15 protein-coding genes are annotated in these 21102 nt (G+C 64.0%); 7 read left to right on the top strand and 8 right to left on the bottom strand.

Annotated features, from left to right (window positions below):
* Positions 1–9: 9 nt before the first annotated feature.
* Positions 10–711, bottom strand: coding sequence for an FMN-dependent NADH-azoreductase (locus AC1G9C_RS17435; protein ID WP_122107438.1), 702 nt, complete (start codon positions 709–711; stop codon positions 10–12).
* A 120-nt stretch (positions 712–831) separates the two neighbouring features.
* On the opposite strand from AC1G9C_RS17435, the gene AC1G9C_RS17430 reads away from it, so the two are divergent.
* On the top strand, positions 832–1731 hold the full coding sequence (locus tag AC1G9C_RS17430; RefSeq protein ID WP_480408317.1) for a LysR substrate-binding domain-containing protein: 900 nt from the start codon (positions 832–834) through the stop codon (positions 1729–1731).
* Positions 1732–2114: 383 nt separating this feature from the next.
* Here the strand turns inward: AC1G9C_RS17430 and AC1G9C_RS17425 are convergent, their stop codons facing one another.
* From AC1G9C_RS17425 to AC1G9C_RS17410, 4 genes are all read right to left on the bottom strand, one after another.
* On the bottom strand, positions 2115–2543 hold the full coding sequence (locus AC1G9C_RS17425; RefSeq protein ID WP_021446319.1) for a hypothetical protein: 429 nt from the start codon (positions 2541–2543) through the stop codon (positions 2115–2117).
* Positions 2544–4047: 1504 nt separating this feature from the next.
* Complete coding sequence (locus AC1G9C_RS17420; RefSeq protein ID WP_480408316.1) at positions 4048–5262, bottom strand: DUF3800 domain-containing protein; 1215 nt, start codon at positions 5260–5262, stop codon at positions 4048–4050.
* 94 nt (positions 5263–5356) lie between these two features.
* A complete protein-coding gene (locus AC1G9C_RS17415; protein WP_397496461.1) occupies positions 5357–6607 on the bottom strand; it encodes a ribonucleotide-diphosphate reductase subunit beta in 1251 nt (416 codons plus the stop codon).
* 472 nt (positions 6608–7079) lie between these two features.
* Positions 7080–9986, bottom strand: a complete 2907-nt coding sequence (locus AC1G9C_RS17410; RefSeq protein ID WP_457789797.1) for a ribonucleoside-diphosphate reductase subunit alpha — start codon at positions 9984–9986, stop codon at positions 7080–7082.
* Positions 9987–10715: 729 nt separating this feature from the next.
* Between AC1G9C_RS17410 and AC1G9C_RS17405 the strand changes: the two genes are divergently transcribed.
* Together AC1G9C_RS17405 and AC1G9C_RS17400 are read left to right on the top strand one after the other, a co-directional pair.
* Complete coding sequence (locus tag AC1G9C_RS17405; RefSeq protein WP_122107433.1) at positions 10716–11441, top strand: response regulator; 726 nt, start codon at positions 10716–10718, stop codon at positions 11439–11441.
* Positions 11438–13045 carry an ATP-binding protein gene (locus AC1G9C_RS17400; RefSeq protein WP_480408315.1) on the top strand — a complete coding sequence of 536 codons (1608 nt, stop codon included), beginning with the start codon at positions 11438–11440 and terminating at the stop codon, positions 13043–13045. The genes AC1G9C_RS17405 and AC1G9C_RS17400 overlap by 4 nt, the downstream gene beginning before the upstream one ends.
* Positions 13046–13142: 97 nt before the next feature.
* Here AC1G9C_RS17400 and AC1G9C_RS17395 read toward each other — a convergent pair whose 3' ends face one another.
* Complete coding sequence (locus tag AC1G9C_RS17395) at positions 13143–13850, bottom strand: 4'-phosphopantetheinyl transferase family protein (protein WP_480408314.1); 708 nt, start codon at positions 13848–13850, stop codon at positions 13143–13145.
* A 404-nt stretch (positions 13851–14254) separates the two neighbouring features.
* On the opposite strand from AC1G9C_RS17395, the gene AC1G9C_RS17390 reads away from it, so the two are divergent.
* Positions 14255–16129: an MFS transporter gene (locus AC1G9C_RS17390; protein WP_480408313.1), complete on the top strand. Its 1875-nt coding sequence runs from the start codon at positions 14255–14257 to the stop codon at positions 16127–16129.
* Positions 16130–16296: 167 nt separating this feature from the next.
* Here the strand turns inward: AC1G9C_RS17390 and sugE are convergent, their stop codons facing one another.
* A complete protein-coding gene (sugE, locus tag AC1G9C_RS17385) occupies positions 16297–16611 on the bottom strand; it encodes a quaternary ammonium compound efflux SMR transporter SugE (protein WP_480408312.1) in 315 nt (104 codons plus the stop codon).
* A gap of 146 nt (positions 16612–16757) precedes the next feature.
* The gene (locus AC1G9C_RS17380) at positions 16758–17705 is read right to left on the bottom strand and encodes a bile acid:sodium symporter family protein (RefSeq protein WP_480408311.1); all 948 of its coding nucleotides are present in this window, start codon (positions 17703–17705) and stop codon (positions 16758–16760) included.
* A 190-nt stretch (positions 17706–17895) separates the two neighbouring features.
* Between AC1G9C_RS17380 and AC1G9C_RS17375 the strand changes: the two genes are divergently transcribed.
* The 3 genes from AC1G9C_RS17375 to AC1G9C_RS17365 all read left to right on the top strand — a co-directional run bounded on the left by AC1G9C_RS17375 (position 17896) and on the right by AC1G9C_RS17365 (position 21102).
* Positions 17896–19149 carry an ABC transporter substrate-binding protein gene (locus AC1G9C_RS17375; protein WP_480408310.1) on the top strand — a complete coding sequence of 418 codons (1254 nt, stop codon included), beginning with the start codon at positions 17896–17898 and terminating at the stop codon, positions 19147–19149.
* Between the two features lie 173 nt (positions 19150–19322).
* Positions 19323–20231, top strand: a complete 909-nt coding sequence (locus AC1G9C_RS17370) for a carbohydrate ABC transporter permease (protein WP_480408309.1) — start codon at positions 19323–19325, stop codon at positions 20229–20231.
* Complete coding sequence (locus tag AC1G9C_RS17365; protein ID WP_397496470.1) at positions 20224–21102, top strand: carbohydrate ABC transporter permease; 879 nt, start codon at positions 20224–20226, stop codon at positions 21100–21102. The genes AC1G9C_RS17370 and AC1G9C_RS17365 overlap by 8 nt, the downstream gene beginning before the upstream one ends.

The following is a 21102-nucleotide window of genomic DNA, read 5'->3' as shown; positions in this document are numbered from 1 at the left end:
TCTGGAGTCTCAAGCCGGTTCCGCGACCCGCTCAGTCTGCAACTCCCGCTGCAGTTCCACCACCAGCGCATCGACCCGACTCAGCGCCTGCGCCACCGAGGTGGCCAGCAGCTCGCCGCCCACTTCCTGGCCCTCGATGGCGATCTGGTGCACGCGGGTGATGCCGATAAAGCCGAGGGCGGTGATCAGGCTCGACTCCAGGTGGTTCATGTGCGCCATCGCACCGCCGGCGTCGAAGCCGACCCCGCCGCGGGCGCTGAGGATCACGGCGTGCCGCGGCCGGTCGGACAGCAGCGGTACATAGGGATCGAGCGGCTTGCTGGCGTCGAAGGCCACGGTTCTGTCGGTGCGCACTATCTGGTCGATCCAGGCCTTGAGCGCGGCCGGCATGCTGAAGTTGTACAGCGGCGCGCCGATCACCAGCACGTCCGCAGCGATCAGCTCGTCGATCAGCCGGTCGCTCTCCGCCAGGGTGTCGCGCATCCACGGCTCGCGCTGCGGCTCCGCGGTGAAGGCGGCGGCGATCCAGTCGTGGTCGATGAAAGGTGGCGGGTTCTGGCCGATGTCGCGGTAGGTGAGGCTGTCCTGTGGGCGGCGGGCCCGCCACTGGCCGACGAAGTGCTGGCTGAGGTGGCGGCTGTGCGAGCCGTGCAGGTCCTTGCCGGCGAGGCCGGGGCGGGCGCTGGCGTCCAGGTGCAGGATGTGGGGCATGTCGCATCTCCTTTACGAAGTTGAACTCATCTGTGTTTCGCAGCAGACTCAGGCTAAGTTGCAGCCTGCATGGGCGACAAACGACGATTATTTTCCGTTACGGATGAGAGAGGTTCATGTATGGCGCAGCGCTGGTTACCTTCGCTATCGGCCTTGCGGGCCTTCGAGGCGGCCGCGCGCCATGAGAGCGCTAAGCGGGCCGCCGAAGAGCTCTCGGTGACCGCCACGGCGATCAGCCACCAGATCCGCGCACTGGAGGAATCGCTCGGCGTCGCGCTGTTTCTGCGCAAGCCCAGGCAGCTCGAACTGACCACCCAGGGCCGCGAGCTGCGGCAGGTGCTGGAAACCGCCTTCGACAGCATCAGCGCCACGGTCGAACGGCTCAGCGCGGTGCCCAGTCGCCAGGCCATCACCCTCAGCACCACGCCCGCGGTAGCGATGCGTTGGCTGCTGTCCTGGGTCTGCCTGCTGCGCGAGGCCCACCCGACCATCGACCTGCGCATCCACGCCTCGCACGAGCCGGTGGCGCTGGATGGCGTCACCGCGGACATCGCCATCCGCTACGGCGACGGCCGCTGGCCGGGGCTGGTGGCGGAGAAGCTGTTCGACAACAGCTTCATCCCCACCTGCAGCCCGCTGCTCGGCCTGCACGATGCCGCCGAGCTGCCCAGGCACTCGCTGATCCACTTTCGCAACCAGGCCGCGGTTTCCTCGCCGCTGGACTGGGCCCTGTGGCAGAAGCAGGCCCAGGTGCCGGGGCTGGACGTCAACGCCGGGTTGGTGTTCTCCGACGAGACCCACGCCGTCTCGGCCGCCATCGGCGCCCAGGGCGTGGCGCTGATGAGCCGCCAGCTGATCGAGGACGAGCTGAGGGAAGGGCGCCTGGTGCAGCCCTTCGGCCCGGAAATTGAGGGCAAGCCGTTCTTTCTGGTGTACCCGGAAAGCCGCAGGAACGATCCGACCATTCGGGCGGTGAGGGATTGGGTGATGGCGGTGCCGGGTGGGTTGTGTACCTTGTAGGCTGCTGAGTTAGGGGCGCTCCGAAATAGTCGTCATTCCCGCGCAGGCGGGACAGCGGCTTTATCGCTGAACAGCGCTTGCGCTGGCCCGAAGGGGAATAATCCAGAACTTCCGGAGTACCTGGGCTCCCGCCTTCGCGGGAGTGACGGTATATCGCCTTTCCAGAACTTCCCTAGAGGTGACTTTGGTAGTGCAAGGGGGGATGACGCTTTTTCATCCGCCATTTGGGGGATGGCTATCCCTTTATGCCTTTCGCCGTATCCCCGCGTTCGGGCGTCCGGATCGTAGGGTGGATGACGCTTTTTTCATCCACCATCAGCGGTGATCCGGGATGTTCGCTACAAGCGCTCAACGCGGGGGATATCAGAGGCGTGGTCCTGGTATCAGTAGGTGCTGTACTTCTTATCGACCTTACGTTTTTCCAGCGTGTAGGCAGCGAGGTCGATTTCGCCGCTGGCGAGGCGTTCGTCCAGCGCACTTACTTCGCGATCCTGCAGCTTGGCGACATGCGCCTTGGTGGCATGGTAATTGATCGTTTCGGATGCGTCGTAACCGCTGACCGGGTCCCACAGGATCGACAGCGGCCAGAACAGCAGGTTGACCACGCCCAGCCCATATTCGCGGCCATAGAAGGAGCCGCCACCGGGCAGCAAACCAAGAGCGGCAGCGGTGCCCGGGTTCTTTTCCTGAACCGCCTGCCCGCGAGCTTCGTATTGGCGCAGCTCTGTCTTCTGCTGGGAGTTCAAGCCACTTGCGCAGCCGGAACACAGAACGACCAGACCCATGGCCAACAACATACGTTGCGCTTTCATGCGCTTACTCCTTTTTCCTTGTTTATTTGATGGCGCTGTAAAAGCGCGGCGCGATGATATCACTTTGATATCCATTGGCCAGGTGGTGGGGCGGCTTGGTGTACATACGTCGCCTCTATATCGTCTGGACTAGCGGTTCCGCTCTTACGGCGGGTCACTTTTGGCATCGCCCGGATGGCCGGCCCCGCCAAAAGTAACCAAAAGGTCTAGCCCCACCATCCGGGTCTGGCTGCGCCAGACTTGACTCGCTTTGCTCGCCCTGCGGGCCAGCCTGCGGCTGTTACTCCGCTGCGCTCCGTTTCCTCGCTGCATCGTTGCTCCGGGGTCGGCGTAAAAGGGCCGTCCCTGGCCCTTTACGCCTTTCGCCGCATCCATGCGGCTCACCCCCTGCGCAACGATTCCGCTCGGCCTCCTGAAGGGGCGCTTGGCGTCGTCTGCGAGATTGTGGATGGAACAGCAAAAGCCGAATGCGACAGTTATTGCCGGAGGTGGTTTGGTTATCACGGTGGACAAGCTTCGCGTTGTCCACCCTACAGGACCGCAACCCCGCGTTCGGGCGTCCAGACCGTAGGGTGGATGACGCTTTTTTCATCCACCATCAGCGTTTATCCGGGCTACTCGCTCCCGGCGTACATACGCCGCTTCTTTATCGTCTGGACTAACGGTTCCGCCCTTACGGCGGGTTACTTCTGGCAGACGCCCCAGAAGTAACCAAGAGGTCTTGCCCCTTGCATCCGGCCCGACTTCGTCGGGTTCCCTCGCTCCATCGCTGCTCCAGAGGCCCGCCGCGAAGGGCCATCCCTGGCCCATCGCGGCTCTCGCGGCATCCATGCCGCTCAACCCCTTACACAACGATTCCACTCGGCCTCCTGATGGGGCGTTTGGCGTCGTCTGCGAGATCGTGGATGGAACAGCAAAAGCCGAATGCGACAGTTATTGCCGGAGGTGGTTTGGTTATCACGGTGGACAAGCTTCGCGTTGTCCACCCTACAGGACCGCAACCCCGCGTTCGGGCGTCCAGACCGTAGGGTGGATGACGCTTTTTTCATCCACCATCAGCGGTTATCCGGGCTACTCGCTGACGGGGCGTTTGGCGTCGTCTGTGACGATTGGCGCTCCAGAACCATAAGAAGCCGCAATGCTTTGGCTCTGCTTTTTTGGATTTTCCTACACGGACAGCTTAGGCGACTCGGTCTCTGAATCCCGTCAGGAGGCCGAGTGGAGGTGCTGTGGAGAGGGGCGTTTGGCATGGATGCCAAACGAGGAGTGATGGGCCAGGGATGGCCCTTCGCGACGACCCTCGGAACAGCACCGGAGCGAGGGGAGTTGAGCGCAGCGAAACCCGGATGTCGGGCGCGCTTTCTCTTTGGTTACTTTCTCTTTTGCGCGAGCAAAGAGAAAGTGACTCGCCGTAAGGGCGAAACCGGTAATGGAGGGAACCGATAAATCGTGGACTGTCCCCAATTACCCTTAATTCGAAGCATAGGGGGAGGTTTTGAAATCTTTAATTTTTATCTTTGATAAGTTGCTCTTGGATTTTTTGCCATGCGGGGTCGCTAGCTATTATTAAACTGCATAGGTCTCCTGCGCTGTCTTTGTTGATCATTTCAAGAGTTCCAGCAGATTGGGTGCGGTAATGGTTATGCATTTTTTTAACGCGATCCAATATTGGAATTATTTGAGATGTTACTTTGTTTAGGTAGTCTTGGATGTCAGATAGAGATGTTGGTATTTTGTAGCCATTAGGGCTGCTCGCAATTATGACGCTTTCGTCTCGAAGTTTTGCAATTCCTCCAGTGCGTAGCATTTGTTGCGTGATGTCGGTGAGTCCAATACTTTTCAAGTGATCCTCTATTTCTCCCGTGCTTATATAGTTGGACATTCCTTCTAGTGTGTTTTTGAAAAGCAAAAATTTCAGTATCGCCGTTTGTAGTCTTTTAGATTGATCAGCAGATTCTGGTGTTTTAGAAAGGTAGTCATATGCGCTTTTTATAGCGATTTCGTATACCTTTCGGTCTTGGGGGTTTGATGATTTAGATTGGGGAGGTGATGTGTATCTGATTGGCCACTCAATAAACGAGCTCTGCTTTTCTCTGATTTGATCTAAATACTCCAGAGCTACATGTGGTGGGCATTTTTCTTCGTATATGTGCGCTATCGTGCCCGCATAGAAGTCTGCTACTTGAATTAATATAGAGTTATGGCTCTTTGCTGTTCCGAAGGCTGAGGTAGAGTCGATTAAATCAAATTTCCTGTTGACGTACGTTTCTAGCGAAGATTTGAATTCTGGTGATCCATGTTCATCAGCTAGTACCTCAATGGTGGGATATGTTTCGTATAGGTTTTTATATAGTATGCTGGTTCCATATTTTATGAAGGATCTTTTATGCTTAAGGCCGTTATCTGGGTATATTTCGGCTTTGTTTATTGCGATAACTTCGAGCCTTATTTCTAGCTTGGCTAGGTCTTCTAGTATTTGCTTTCTGCGGTTATGGCTTTTGTGTCCGACGTTGCTTGATTTTATTTCGCTTGTTTTGAAGTGTCTTTCTCTTATTGTTTCAGCAATTTTTTCATTTTGCTTTAAATTGTGTTCTGAGCTAATTACTGCGCATACTACATAGTATTCTGATGTTCCGTCCTTCTCTGTGTTTAAGCTTGTATTTCCCGACTCGTCGACATATGCGTAATGTTTTTCAGTAAGCATATATTCCTCGCCCATAAAAAACCCCGCACTAGGCGGGGCTTTTTATTCAGCTTCATTCCCAACATCCCTGGCAGGTGTAGGGTCAATCTACTCTGATGTCAGCGAGCCATCAATCCCAGCTCAACGCCCCACCAGTCTGATACTCGATCACGCGGGTCTCGAAGAAGTTCTTCTCCTTCTTCAGGTCCATGATCTCGCTCATCCACGGGAAGGGGTTGGTGGTGCCCGGGTACTCTTCCTTCAGGCCGATCTGGGTCAGGCGGCGGTTGGCGATGAATTTGAGGTAGTCCTCCATCATCGCGGCGTTCATGCCCAGTACGCCGCGCGGCATGGTGTCGCGGGCGTATTCGATCTCCAGCTGGGTGCCCTGCAGGATCATCTGGGTCGCTTCGTCCTTCATCTGCGCGTCCCACAGGTGCGGGTTCTCGATCTTGATCTGGTTGATCACGTCGATGCCGAAGTTCAGGTGCATGGATTCGTCGCGCAGGATGTACTGGAACTGCTCGGCGACGCCGGTCATCTTGTTGCGGCGGCCCATGGAGAGGATCTGGGTGAAGCCGCAGTAGAAGAAGATGCCTTCCAGCACGCAGTAGTAGGCGATCAGGTTGCGCAGCAGTTCCTTGTCGGTCTCCACGGTGCCGGTGTTGAACTGCGGGTCGGAGATGGCGCGGGTGTACTTCAGGCCCCAGCTGGCCTTCTTCGCCACGCTCGGGATCTCGTGGTACATGTTGAAGATCTCGCCTTCGTCCATGCCGAGCGATTCGATGCAGTATTGGTAGGCGTGGGTGTGGATCGCCTCTTCGAAGGCCTGGCGCAGGATGTACTGGCGGCATTCGGGGTTGGTGATCAGGCGGTACACGGCCAGGGCCAGGTTGTTGGCCACCAGGGAGTCGGCGGTGGAGAAGAAGCCGAGGTTGCGCATGACGATGCGGCGCTCGTCCTCGGTGAGGCCGTCGGCGCTCTTCCACAGGGCGATGTCGGCGTTCATGTTGACCTCTTGCGGCATCCAGTGGTTGGCGCAGCCGTCGAGGTATTTCTGCCAGGCCCAGTCGTACTTGAAGGGCACCAGCTGGTTGAGGTCGGCGCGGGCGTTGATCATGCGCTTCTGGTCGACCTGCACGCGGGCGGCGGAGCCTTCCAGTTCGTCCAGGCCTTCCTGGATGTCGAGCTGGTCGAGCGCGGCCTTGGCGCGGGCGACCGCGGCGCTGTCGTCGGCGGCGACGGCGCGGGCTTCGTGGGCGGCGGCGTCGCCGGCCTGGTCGAGCTTGTCGAGGCTCATGTCCGCGACCTGCGGGTTGTGCTTGCTTGCGGCGGCTGCTTCGGCGCCGTCTTCCTTGTCGAATTCATCCCAGCTCAGCATGGCTTGGCTCCTGCGTGAGGGCCGGTGAAAGGCCGGCCTGTATGGATATACAGATGTTTTGATTATGTTCCGTTGCGTACAGCGCGCAAGGGCAAAACGGGTACCGCTGGTCAGGGCGGCGGCGGGTGGCCTGCCGCTCTGGCCGGTGCCCCTCGACCCGGTGGGGAGGAGGGGCGGGAATTGGTGGGGAGGGGCTGTTCTGGTTGCTGTAGCAGCGGGGCGTTCCGCGAGATGCGCGGCTGAAGCCGCTGCTACAGGGCGCAATAGAACAGCTTTTTCCTCTCCCTAACCCTCTCCCGCAAGCGGGAGAGGTGTGTTGCTTTGGATCTGTGCTTTGGGCTCGACGGTCGAGCGCGTAGCTGAGCGAGTGAGCGCTAGGCGCCTGGTAGGTCGGAGCCCCTGAGCGTACGACTGTACGTGATGGGGGCCGACCTGCCAGGCAACGACGCGGGCGCCGCTCAGATGCGTGCGCTTACTGGCACGCCTCGCAGTCCGGCTCGTCGATGGCACAGGCCTTGGGTACCGGTGCCGGCGCCGGGGCGGCTTGCTCCGGGGCCTTGGCCGGTGCGGCGCTAAGGCCGCTGTCGCCACCGCTGGACACCGCGTTGAGCTTGCCGGTGTTGATGGTGGACTTCTCGGTGCTGGTGGCGGCCAGGGCACGGAGGTAGTAGGTGGTCTTCAGGCCACGGTACCAGGCCATGCGGTAGGTCACGTCCAGCTTCTTGCCGCTGGCGCCGGCGATGTACAGGTTCAGCGACTGGGCCTGGTCGATCCACTTCTGGCGGCGGCTGGCGGCGTCGACGATCCACTTGGTCTCCACCTCGAAGGCGGTGGCGTAGAGGTCCTTCAGGTCCTGCGGGATGCGCTCGATCTGCTGCACGGAGCCGTCGTAGTACTTCAGGTCGTTGACCATGACGCTGTCCCACAGGCCGCGGTTCTTCAGGTCGCGCACCAGGTAGGGGTTGATCACGGTGAACTCGCCGGAGAGGTTCGACTTCACGTAGAGGTTCTGGTAGGTCGGCTCGATCGACTGCGACACGCCGGTGATGTTGGCGATGGTCGCGGTCGGCGCGATGGCCATGATGTTGGAGTTGCGGATGCCTTTCTGCACGCGCTCGCGCACCGGCGCCCAGTCCAGCGACTCGGTCAGGTCGACGTCGATGTACTTCTGGCCGCGGGCCTCGATCAGGATCTGCTGCGAGTCGAGCGGCAGGATGCCCTTGCTCCACAGCGAACCCTCGAAGGTGGAGTAGGCGCCGCGCTCGTCGGCCAGGTCGCAGGAGGCCTGGATGGCGTAGTAGCTGACCGCTTCCATGGACTTGTCGGCGAACTCGACGGCGGCATCGGAGCCGTAGGGGATGTGCTGCAGGTACAGCGCATCCTGGAAGCCCATGATGCCCAGGCCGACCGGTCGGTGCTTGAAGTTGGAGTTCTGCGCCTGCGGCACGCTGTAGTAGTTGATGTCGATGACGTTATCGAGCATGCGTACCGCGGTCTTGACGGTCTTCTCCAGCTTGGCGGTGTCCAGCTTGCCGTCGACGATGTGGTTGACCAGGTTCACCGAACCCAGGTTGCACACGGCGATCTCGTCCTTGTTGGTGTTCAGGGTGATCTCGGTGCACAGGTTGGAGCTGTGCACCACACCCACGTGCTGCTGCGGGCTGCGCAGGTTGCACGGGTCCTTGAAGGTCAGCCAGGGGTGGCCGGTCTCGAACAGCATCGAGAGCATCTTGCGCCACAGGTCCTTGGCGGCGATGGTCTTGAACAGCTTGATCTTGCCGTACTCGCAGAGGGCTTCGTAGTACTCGTAGCGCTCCTCGAAGGCCTTGCCGGTGAGGTCGTGCAGGTCCGGCACTTCGCTCGGGCTGAACAGGGTCCAGGGGCCGTCGTCGAACACGCGCTTCATGAACAGGTCGGGAATCCAGTTGGCGGTGTTCATGTCGTGGGTGCGGCGGCGGTCGTCGCCGGTGTTCTTGCGCAGCTCGAGGAATTCCTCGATGTCCATGTGCCAGGTTTCCAGGTAGGCGCACACCGCGCCCTTGCGCTTGCCGCCCTGGTTGACCGCCACGGCGGTGTCGTTGACCACCTTGAGGAAGGGCACGACGCCCTGGGATTTGCCGTTGGTGCCCTTGATGTAGGAGCCCAGCGCGCGCACCGGGGTCCAGTCGTTGCCCAGGCCGCCGGCGAATTTGCTCAGCATGGCGTTGTCATGGATGGCGCTGTAGATGCCCGACAGGTCGTCCGGCACGGTGGTCAGGTAGCAGGACGACAGTTGCGGACGCAGGGTGCCGGCGTTGAACAGGGTCGGGGTCGACGCCATGTAGTCGAACGAGGACAGCAGGTTGTAGAACTCGATGGCGCGGTCTTCGCGGTTCTTCGGCTCTTCGATGGCCAGGCCCATGGCCACGCGCATAAAGAAGATCTGCGGCAGTTCGAAACGCACGCCGTCCTTGTGGATGAAGTAACGGTCGTACAGGGTCTGCAGGCCCAGGTAGGTGAACTGCTGGTCGCGCTCGTGGTTGATCGCGGCGCCCAGCTTGGCCAGGTCGTAGCCCTTGAGCTTGGCGTCGATCAGCTCGAACTCCACGCCCTTTTCCACGTAGGCCGGCAGCGCCTTGGCGTACAGCTCGGCCATTTCGTGGTGGGTGGCGCTGGCGGCCACGCCGAGGAAGCTCAGGCCTTCGGCGCGGATGTTGTCCATCAGCAGGCGGGCGGTGACGTAGCTGTAGTTCGGCTCGCGCTCGACCAGGGTACGGGCGGTCATCACCAGGGCGGTGTTGACGTCCTTCTCATTGACGCCGTCGTAGAGGTTCTTCAGGGTTTCGCGCTCGATCAGCGCGCCGTCGACTTCGGCCAGGCCTTCGCAGGCTTCGCTGATGATGGTCTGCAGGCGGCCCATGTCCAGCGGCTGCAGGCTGCCGTCGGCGGCGGTGATGCGGATGCTCGGGTGCGGCTGGGCGATCTCGCCGGCGCTGGCGTTCTTGCGCTTGGCGGCCTGGGCTTCGCGGTAGATCACGTAGTCGCGGGCGACCTTCTGCTCGCCGGCGCGCATCAGGGCCAGTTCGACCTGGTCCTGGATCTCTTCGATATGGATGGTGCCGCCGGACGGCATACGGCGCTTGAAGGTGGCGGTGACCTGCTCGGTCAGGCGCGCGACGGTGTCATGGATACGCGACGAGGCGGCGGCGGTGCCGCCTTCCACTGCGAGGAACGCCTTGGTGATGGCCACGGTGATCTTGTCGTCGGTGTAGGGGACGACGGTGCCGTTACGCTTGATCACGCGCAGCTGGCCGGGCGCGGTGGCGGCCAGATCCGGGGTGGAATCGGCGCCCTGCGGCACGCTGGCCGGCGAGTTCTCGCGAGAAGTGTCGGTATGCATGGGGATCTCCGTGTTCTGTCATTTGTTTGTTGGACGCCACAGCAGTAGATGCCGTGCCATGTCCACCGTTCATTCCATTTCAACAACTGCACCGCACGCGGCACGAGGCCGGAGGCGGGCGACTTGCAAAGCGGTCAGGATGGGCACGATTTGGAGTGCCGTCCTGGCGCAAAAGTCTCGGTGGGGCAGTGCTGCACCCCGCCTACTAGATATAGTGGTCGGCTTGCGGCGTTGGCCGCGGCCTTACCGGCACGCAGAGGCACCAGGGTGCGGCTCTGCGGCTGCGCCCCGGCACCGCCGGGACGCGCGTATAAACAGCTGGTCGACACACCGGGACAAGCTTGGGAAAAGGGCTTGCGCGAGTCGTTCTTCTTGTGTTCGGTGGCCCGTGTTAACCCAACATCTGGTGGGTGCTGAGCGATGGGGATACAAGATAGTGCGCTGTTTGCGGCAATGCAAGGAGGCTGGGCAAGAACATCCTGTGGATAACTTGTGGGTGTTTTGTGGGTGAATCGCGCGGCATCCGGGCGAGCCCCCATGCTGCCTGGCTCTGACCGTTCGTCGTTGCCGGCGAGGGCGTCTCGCGGGTTTTGCGAGGGTGCCGAAGGGGTCGCAGGTTAACACTACATCTAGTGTTATTGCAGCTTGATGGCATGAGCTGTGCAGTGCCTGGGCGGTTGTTACAATGCCGGCATTTTCCGGTCGCGGCAGTCGAGAGAGGATGAGGGCGTGGAGCAAGAAGCGTGGCAGATCCTGATTGTCGAGGACGACCAGCGCCTGGCGCAGTTGACCCGTGAATACCTCGAAGGCAACGGCCTGCGCGTGGCCATCGAGGCCGACGGCGCCCTGGCGGCGGCGCGGATCCTGGCCGAGCAGCCGGACCTGGTGATCCTCGACCTGATGCTGCCCGGCGAGGACGGCCTGAGCATCTGCCGCAAGGTGCGCGCCGGCTACCCGGGGCCGATCCTGATGCTCACCGCGCGCACCGACGACATGGACCAGGTGCTGGGCCTGGAGATGGGCGCCGACGACTACGTGTGCAAGCCGGTGCGCCCGCGCGTGCTGCTGGCGCGCATTCGCGCCCTGCTGCGGCGTCGCGAGGGCGTCGAGGCCGAGCGCGACGAGGGCGAGCCGCGGCGCCTGCAGTTCGGCCCGCTGGCCATCGACAACGCCATGCGCGAGGCCTGGCTGGGCGAGCAGGGCATCGAGCTGACCAGCGCCGAGTTCGACCTGCTCTGGCTGCTGGCGGTCAACGCCGGACGCATCCTCTCGCGCGAGGAAATCTTCACCGCCCTGCGCGGCATCGAGTACGACGGCCAGGACCGCTCCATCGACGTGCGCATCTCGCGCATCCGGCCGAAGATCGGCGACGACCCGATGCACCCGCGGCTGATCAAGACGGTACGCAGCAAGGGCTACCTGTTCGTCGCCGAGGCGGCGCAGGCCATGGCATGAACTCCATCTTCCTGCGCATCTACGGCGGCATGCTGGCCGCCCTGGTGCTGGTGGCGCTGCTCGGCGTCGGCACCCTGCACCTGGTCAACGAGGTGCGCGCCGACCAGTACCGCGAGGGCCTGGCGCGCGGCACCTTCCGCCTGATGGCGGACAACCTGGCGCCGATGAACGAGGTGGAGCGCAAGCGCGCCCTGGCGGTGTGGTCGCGCCTGCTCGGCATCCCGCTCAGCCTGCAGAGCCTGGATCAGGCGCAGCTCGACAGCAGCGCGCGCAACCGCCTGCAGCGCGGGCAGATCCTGGTGCAGCAGACCGGGCCGCACTCGGCCAAGGTCCACGGCCTGCTCAGCGAGCACGAGCCGCTGCTGCTGACCGGCGAGATCCAGCAGATCAGCGAGCAGCTGGCGCGCGCCACCAACTACCTGCTGATCGACGAGCTGATCCGCCACCCGGTGGACGAGCAGCCCAGGCGCCTGGCCGAGCTGAAGGCGGCCAAGCAGTTCGGCTTCGACCTGCGTCTGGTGCGCCTGGAGGACGCCGGTCTCGACCTCGACCAGCGTCGCCGCATCGACGAGGGCGACACGGTGATGGCCCTCGGCAAGGGCGGCGACTCCATCCATGTGTTCTCCGGCATAGTCGATACGCCCTGGGTGCTGGAGATCGGCCCGCTGTACCAGATGAACCCCTACCCGCCGCAGCTGCTGGTGCTGATCGGCGCCCTCGGCCTGAGCCTGATCGGCCTCATCGTCTACCTCCTGGTGCGCTCGCTGGAGCAGCGCCTGCGCGGCCTGGAAGGCGCCGCCACGCGCATAGCCAGCGGCCGCCTGGACGCCCGCGTGCCGGCCCGCGGCGCCGACTCGGTGGGGCGCCTGGCGAGCAGTTTCAACGCCATGGCCGAGCACCTGCAAAGCTCACTGAGCATCCAGCGCGAGCTGGTGCGCGCGGTGTCCCACGAGCTGCGCACGCCGGTGGCGCGGCTGCGCTTCGGCCTGGAGATGATCGCCGATGCGGGCAGCGAGACGGCGCGGCGCAAGTACATGGACGGCATGGACAGCGATATCCAGGACCTCGACAAGCTGGTCGACGAGATGCTCACCTACGCGCGCCTGGAGCAGGGCTCGCCGGCGCTGAACTTCCAGCAGGTCGAGCTGCAGGCGCTGATCGACCAGGTGATCGAGGAGCTGGCGCCGCTGCGCGCCAGCGTGCGGGTCGAGCGCGGGGCGACCCTCAGCGTGCAGGAAGACGGCACCTGCTGGGTCGAAGCCGAGCCGCGCTACCTGCACCGGGCGCTGCAGAACCTGGTGAGCAACGCCATGCGCTACGCCGAGTCGCGCGTGCTGATCAGCTGCCAGGTGGGCCACAAGCGCTGCCGCATCGACGTCGAGGACGACGGCCCGGGCGTGCCGGAGGAGGCCTGGGAACGGCTGTTCAGCCCCTTCCTGCGCCTGGACGACAGCCGTACCCGCGCCTCCGGCGGGCATGGCCTGGGGCTGTCCATCGTGCGACGGATCATCTACTGGCACGGCGGCCGCGCGCAGATCGGTTGCAGCGCCAGCCTCGGCGGCGCGCGTTTCAGCCTGGTGTGGCCGCGGCGTCAGGGCGAGTAGGGTAGCGGCCGGTGCTGGGCCTGGTGCGCAGGGCGCACCCTACGGACGGCGGGCGGCTTGTAGGGCGTCGCGGGGCCACCTAGGCCGCGCGCACCGCTTATAAGGCAGGTACGGCCACCAGGCTCAAGACCTTGCCCTCGAACAGGACGAACTGGCCGTCCAGCTCGGCGCCGGCGCGCCAGTCCGCGTTGAGGTCGAGCAGCAGGCGCAGGCGCGCGCCGTCCTGATCCAGGTCGAGCACTTCGGCATCCTGGAAATAGAAGCGGGTCAGGGTCAGCGGGTAGAGTGCCTTGAACAGGCTTTCCTTGAGCGAGAAGCTCAGGCCGATGCGCTGGGCGCGGGCCGCGTCGTCCAGGCCGTCGAGGCGCTCCAGCTCCGCGGGAGTGAGGATCTCGCCCTGCAGGCGCAGGGCGCGCTCGACGGGCAGCAGCTGCTCCACGTCCAGGCCGATGGCGCGCCACTGCCGGGCATGGCCGACCAGCGCTGCGGCCCAGCCGTCGCCGTGGGTGATGGAGCCGGTTATGCCGCCCGGCCACTGCGGCGCACGGTCGGCGCCGACGGCCGGCACGCGGGCCACGCCGGTCAGCTGACGCAGCGCCTCGCGGGCGCACAGGCGACCGGCCAGGTATTCGCTCTGGCGCTTGGCCACGCCGCGCACCGGGGCGATATCGCAGCGGACGAAGTCGTCCGCGGCCAGTCGCGCCGGGTCGAAGCGGGTGCTGATTAGCCGCGTGCCGGGCAGCGGGCGGGGCAGCGGGTCGCGGTCGTCGAGGGGGCTGCAGCAGGCGGGGTGGTAGGCGTTCATGGCGCGATTGTGCCGCGGTGCGGACCGCCCAGTCATCCGCCGTTTACATTTCTTTGCAGGCAGGTAACAAAGCTAAACGGACGCTGCCCGGGGCTTTTGTCAGACTGGCTAGGCATTCCCCAGGGAGTGCAGGTGAGGTTGTAGTCAGTGCCTGGCACTGACGTTTTCTCCGAGTTCGAGAACGGTAGCCCGATTGGGCTGCCGTTTTTTTTGGGCGCTGCGTAGGGTGGATCACGCTTCACCGATCCACCGCTCTGGTGGATGTAAAAAGCGACATCCACCCTACGGCCTCCACCTCATGGCGCCGGGTGGTTATCGCCATCGCATTTGCCCTGTGGCTTTCGTCGGGGCAATTGCAGTCAAATGCCTGTGCGGGCAATCCGGCCCCGCGAGGACCATGGACGATGACCCAACAATCGCAATTCGCCCTGCTCGGCAAGAAGCGCTTCTTGCCGTTCTTCCTGACCCAACTGCTTGGCGCCTTCAACGACAACATCTTCAAGCAGTCGCTGATTCTCGCCATCCTGTTCAAGCTCAACACCGGCGCCGACCGCGATCTGCTGGTCAACCTCTGCGCGCTGCTGTTCATCCTGCCGTTCTTCCTGTTCTCCGCCCTCGGCGGCCAGTTCGGCGAGAAGTTCGCCAAGGACGCCTTGATCCGCAAGATCAAGCTGGCCGAGGTGTTCATCATGCTCGCCGGCGCCGCCGGGGTGCTGCTCGACAGCCTGCCCTTGATGCTCGCCGTGCTGTTCGCCATGGGCACCCAGTCGGCGCTGTTCGGCCCGGTGAAGTATTCGATCCTGCCGCAGCACCTGAAGGAGGAGGAGCTGGTGGGCGGCAACGCCCTGGTGGAGATGGGCACCTTCCTGGCCATTCTCGCCGGCACCATCGGCGCCGGGGTGATGATGGCCAGCAGCAGCTACGCGGCCATAGTCGCCGGTTCGGTGGTCGGCGTGGCGCTGCTCGGCTACCTGGCCAGCCTCGGCATCCCGCGTGCGGCGGCGGCGATGCCCAGCTTGCCGCTGGACTGGAACATCCTGCGCCAGTCCTGGCTGATCATGAAACTCGGCCTGGGCCAGCGCCCGGCGGTGTCGCGCTCGCTGGTGGGCAACTCCTGGTTCTGGTTCCTCGGCGCCATCTACCTGACGCAGATTCCGGCCTACGCCAAGCAGTGGCTGCACGGCGACGAGAGCGTGGTGACGCTGATCCTCACCGTGTTCTCGCTCGGCATCGGCCTGGGCTCGATGCTCTGCGAACGCATGAGCGGGCACAAGGTGGAGATCGGCCTGGTGCCGTTCGGCTCCATCGGCCTGACCCTGTTCGGCATGCTGCTGTGGTGGTTCTCCGGCGGTTTTCCCCAGGGCGCCGCGCCGCATGACTGGCTGGCGCTGCTGGGCCATGGCCAGGCCTGGTGGATTCTCGGCTGCATTCTCGGTATCGGCCTGTTCGGCGGCTTCTATATCGTGCCGCTGTATGCGCTGATCCAGTCGCGCACCGCCGAGCACGAGCGGGCACGGGTGATCGCCGCCAACAACATCCTCAACGCGCTGTTCATGGTGGCCTCGGCCATAGTCGCGATCCTTTTTCTCAGCGTCGCCGGGCTGTCGATTCCGCAGCTGTTTCTGGTGGTGTCGCTGATGAACGTGGCGGTCAACAGCTACATCTTCAAGATTGTCCCCGAGTTCAGCATGCGCTTTCTCATCTGGCTGCTGGGCCATTCGATGTACCGGGTCGAGCACAAGGGGCTCGACGCCATCCCCGACGAGGGCCCGGCGGTGCTGGTGTGCAACCACGTGTCCTTCGTCGATGCGCTGCTGATCGGCGGCGCGGTGCGGCGGCCGGTGCGCTTCGTCATGTACTACAAGATCTACGACCTGCCGCTGCTCAACTTCATCTTCCGCACCGCCGGCACCGTGCCGATCGCCGGGCGCAACGAGGACCTGCTGATCTACGACGCGGCGTTCAAGAAGATCGCCGAGTACCTGCGCAACGGCGAACTGGTGTGCATCTTCCCCGAGGGCAAGCTGACCGGCGACGGCGAACTCAACGAGTTCAAGGCCGGCATCGAGCGTATCCTCGAGGAGAACCCGGTGCCGGTGATTCCCATGGCGTTGCGCGGGCTGTGGGGCAGCTTCTTCAGCCGCGACCCGCGCAAGGGCCCGTTCAAGCGCCTGTGGTCGCGGGTGTGCCTGGTGGCCGGCGCGCCGCTGGCGCCGGAGCTGGCGCGGCGCGAGGCGTTGCAGGCACAGGTGGCGGAGTTGCGTGGCGATTGGCGGTAGCGAACGGTCGGGTGGGAGGGGCTTTCGGCTCGGGCATCCTGCTTCGCAATCCACAGGGATGTGGTGAATGCCGCAGCCCGTAGGGAACGGGCGCGGCGCTACCTCCTGCATCCATTCAGTCGTAGCCGCGATTCGTCGCCAAAGCGCCTCCCACGGAGCGGGCGTCCTCAATGGCTCAGCTTGAGCCCGACCAGGCCGCAGAGAATCAGCGCCACGCTGGCCAGGCGCAGCAGCGCCATCGATTCGCCGAACAGGACGATGCCGGCGATCACCGTGCCCACCGCGCCGACGCCGGTCCAGATGGCGTAGGCGGTGCCCAGCGGCAGTTCCTTCATGGCCAGGCCGAGCAGGCCGAGGCTGATGACGATGGCGGCGACGGTGAGCAGGCTGGGCAGGGGACGGGTGAAGCCGTCGGTGTATTTCAGGCCGACGGCCCAGCCGACTTCGAACAGGCCGGCGAGCAGCAGAATGAACCAGGACATGATGACCTCCAGTGGGGACTGAAGGGGCCGTCCCCGGGATGGTTCATCGCCGTTGCGGCAATGCGGAGGTCGTCCTCGCGTCGTGCAGTATTCTGCACATCTTCGAGGCCGGGGCAAGCTGCCCCGGATCAACGGAAGTTTTTGATTCAGCTGGCGCTTTTATCGGAATCCTGACTCATCCGACGATAAACCGTGGCCAGCAGCGGGCCGGACAGGTTGTGCCAGACGCTGAACAGCGCGCTGGGCACCGCCGCCAGCGGGCTGAAGTGGGCGCTGGCCAGCGCCGCGCCGAGGCCGGAGTTCTGCATGCCGACCTCGATCGACAGGGTCTTGCGCTGCGCCAGCGGCATGCCGAACAGGCGTCCGGCCAGGTAGCCGAGACCCAGGCCGATGCCGTTGTGCAGCATCACCACCGCCATGATCAGCAGGCCGGATTCGGCGATCTTGCCCTGGCTGGCGGCCACCACCGCGGCGACGATGGCGACTATGCACACCACCGAGATCAGCGGCAGCACCTCCACCGCGGTCTTCACCCGTTCGCCGAGCAGGCGCTGGGCGATCAGGCCGAGGACGATGGGCAGCAGCACCATCTTGAGGATCGAGACGAACATGGCGCCGAACGATACCGGCAGCCATTCCGAGGCCAGCAGCCAGATCAACGCCGGGGTGACGAGCGGGGCGAGCAGGGTGGTCACCGCGGTGATCGACACCGACAGCGCCAGATCGCCGCGGGCGAACCAGGTGATGACGTTGGAGGCGGTGCCGCCGGGGCAGCAGCCGACCAGGATCACCCCGACGGCGATTTCCGCCGGCAGGCCGAAGGTCTGGCACAGCACCCAGGCCACCGCCGGCATGATGCTGAACTGCGCCAGCACGCCTAGCAGTACCGCCAGCGGGCGCCGCGCCACTTCCCTGAAGTCCGCGCCCTTGAGGGTCAGGCCCATGCCGAACATGATCAGCCCGAGCAGCGCTACTATCCACGCCGTCACCGGCAGGAACCAGCTCGGCTGGAAGAACGCCAGCACGGCGAACAGCAGCACCCAGAGGGCGAAACTGTTGCCGATAAAGCGGCTGAGGGCGATCAGTGCATGCATGGAAGTGCTCCCCGGCAGTGGTGCAAAGCCGGCAAGCCTACCAGCCCGCGGGGCGGCCCGCTTATGTAACCATTCGGTGACCTTTCTTCATCCCTTCGTTACCCGCCGCGGCCAAGGCCGTGGTTAGACTCGATTCCAGCGCAAGCACCACGACTTGCCCGCGAATAACAACAACAAGGTGTCTCTTCCCATGAAAGCGATCTCTCGCCTGACCACCGCCATTTCCCTCGCTGCCCTGTTGCCCCTGTCCGCCTCCGCCGGCGAAGTCGAAGTGCTGCACTGGTGGACCTCCGGCGGCGAAAAGCGCGCCGCCGATACCCTGCAGAAACTGGTCGAAGCCCAGGGCCACAGCTGGAAGGATTTCGCCGTCGCCGGCGGCGGTGGCGAAGCGGCCATGACCGTGCTGAAGACCCGCGCGGTGTCCGGCAACCCGCCCGCCGCCGCACAGATCAAGGGCCCGGACATCCAGGAGTGGGGCGAGCTGGGCCTGCTCGCCGATCTCAACGGCGTCGCCACCGAGCAGAACTGGGACGGCCTGCTGCCGCCGCAGGTGGTCGAGGTGATGAAGTACCAGGGCGACTACGTGGCGGTGCCGGTCAATGTGCACCGGGTCAACTGGCTGTGGATCAACCCACAAGTGTTCGCCAAGGCTGGCGCCACGCCGCCGACCACCCTCGACGAATTCTTCGCCGCCGCCGACCAGCTCAAGGCGGCCGGCTTCATCGCCATCGCCCATGGCGGCCAGCCCTGGCAGGACGGTACCGTGTTCGAAGACCTGGCCTTCAGCATTCTCGGCGCCGAGGGCTTTCGCCAGGCCTTCGTCGAGCAGGACCGCGCCACCCTGACCGGTGACAAGATGGTCGAGGTGTTCGCCGCCCTGCAGAAACTGCGCGGCTATATCGACGCCGATGCCGCCGGGCGCGACTGGAACAGCGCCACCGGCCTGGTGATCGACGGCAAGGCCGGCATGCAGATCATGGGCGATTGGGCCAAGAGCGAGTGGACCGCCGCCGGCAAGGTCGCCGGCAAGGACTACCAGTGCCTGGCCTTCCCTGGCACCCAGGGCAGCTTCGCCTTCAACATCGACTCGCTGGCCATGTTCAAGCTGAGCGACGCCGACAACCGCAAGGCCCAGGAAGACCTGGCGCGCACGGTGATGGGCACCGAGTTCCAGGAGTTCTTCAACCAGAACAAGGGCTCGATCCCGGTGCGTATGGATCAGGACATGAGCAGCTTCGACGCCTGCGCGCAGAAGTCCATGGCCGACTTCAAGGAAGCCGCCGCCGGTGGCGGTCTGCAGCCGAGCCTGGCGCACGGCATGGCCGCTTCCAGCTACGTGCAGGGCGCGGTGTTCGACGTGGTCACCAACTTCTTCAACGACCCCAAGGCCGACCCCAAGCGCGCCGCCCAGCAACTGGCGGCGGCGATCCAGGCGGTGCAGTGAGCGCTCGGGCCGCCTGGGCGGCCCTTCCCCCAGGGCGGGTGTAACCCGCCGGTTTCAAGCCTGTGATCCCAGGCGCATGCCCTCAAGCCTGCGCCACGGGATCGGCCGCGCCGCGTTTCCCTCTCTCAGGGGCAATGGGGCCGACCGCGCAACCTGCAACAACGGAGTGATCCATGAGTTCAAACGCAGTCTTCGCCAAAGCCTCACCGCTGGACGCCCTGCAGCGCTGGCTGCCCAAGCTGGTGCTGGCGCCGAGCATGGTCATAGTGCTGGTGGGCTTCTACGGCTACATCGGCTGGACCTTCCTGCTGTCGTTCACCAACTCGCGCTTCATGCCCAGCTACAACTTCGTCGGGCTGCAGCAATACGCGCGGCTGTGGGACAACGACCGCTGGTGGGTGGCGAGCCAGAACCTGCTGCTGTTCGGCGGTCTGTTCATCGCCATCAGCCTGGCCATCGGCGTGCTGCTGGCGGTGCTGCTGGATCAGCGCATCCGCCGCGAAGGTTTTATCCGCACCATCTTCCTCTATCCCATGGCGCTGTCGATGATCGTCACCGGCACCGCCTGGAAGTGGCTGCTCAACCCCGGCCTGGGCCTGGACAAGCTGCTGCGCGACTGGGGCTGGGAGGGTTTTCGCTTCGACTGGCTGGTGGACCCGGAGCGCGTCGTCTACTGCCTGGTGATGGCCGCGGTTTGGCAGTCCTCGGGCTTCGTTATGGCGCTGTTTCTCGCCGGGCTGCGTGGCGTGGATCAGTCGATCATCCGCGCCGCCCAGGTCGACGGCGCCAGCCTGCCGAGCATCTACCTGCGTATCGTGCTGCCGAGCCTGGGCCCGGTGTTCTTCAGCGCGCTGATGATCCTCGCCCATATCGCCATCAAGAGCTTCGACCTGGTCGCCTCGATGACCGCCGGCGGCCCCGGTTATGCCTCCGACCTGCCGGCGATGTTCATGTACGCCCACACCTTCACCCGCGGCCAGATGGGCCTCGGCGCGGCCAGCGCGATGCTGATGCTCGGCGCGGTGCTGGCGATCCTGGTGCCCTACCTGTATTCCGAACTGCGAGGCAAACGCCATGACTGATTCTGTCCTCGATGCGCGCCTGGCGCCGCGCCCCGTGCCCCGGGTGAAGGCCTTCAGCCTCAGCCGCCTGGCCATCCATGCCACCCTGATCCTGGCTTGCGCGGTGTACCTGGTGCCGCTGCTGGTGATGCTGCTGACCAGCTTCAAGACCCCGGACGACATCCGCAGCGGCAACCTGCTGTCGATTCCGGACGTGTTCACCCTGATCGGCTGGGTCAAGGCCTGGGACGGCGTCGGCGGCTACTTCTGGAACTCGGTGAAGATCACCATCCCGGCGGTGCTGATCTCCACCCTGCTCGGCGCGCTGAACGGCTACGTGCTGGCCATGTGGCGCTTTCGCGGCTCGCAGCTGTTCTTCGGCCTGCTGCTGTTCGGCTGCTTCCTGCCGTTCCAGGTGATCCTGCTGCCGGCGTCCTTCACCCTCGGCCAGCTCGGCCTGGCCAACACCACCGAAGGCCTGGTGCTGGTGCACGTGGTCTACGGCCTGGCCTTCACCACGCTGTTCTTCCGCAACTTCTACGTGAGCATTCCCGAGGCGCTGGTGCGCGCCGCGCGCCTCGACGGCGCGGGGTTCTTCACCATCTTCGCGCGCATCCTGCTGCCGATGTCGGTGCCGACCATCATGGTCTGCCTGATCTGGCAGTTCACCCAGATCTGGAACGACTTCCTGTTCGGTGTGGTGTTCGCCAGCGGCGACACCCAGCCGATCACCGTGGCGCTGAACAACCTGGTCAACACCAGCACCGGGGCCAAGGAATACAACGTCGACATGGCCGCGGCGATGATCGCCGGGCTGCCCACCCTGCTGGTCTACATCCTGGCCGGTAAGTACTTCCTGCGCGGCCTGACGGCCGGCGCCGTCAAAGGTTGA

It is taken from the genome of Pseudomonas sp. ABa2 (assembly GCF_056676075.1).
Note: the sequence above shows the minus strand (reverse complement) of the source record. Positions and strands in the feature narration are given on the sequence as shown.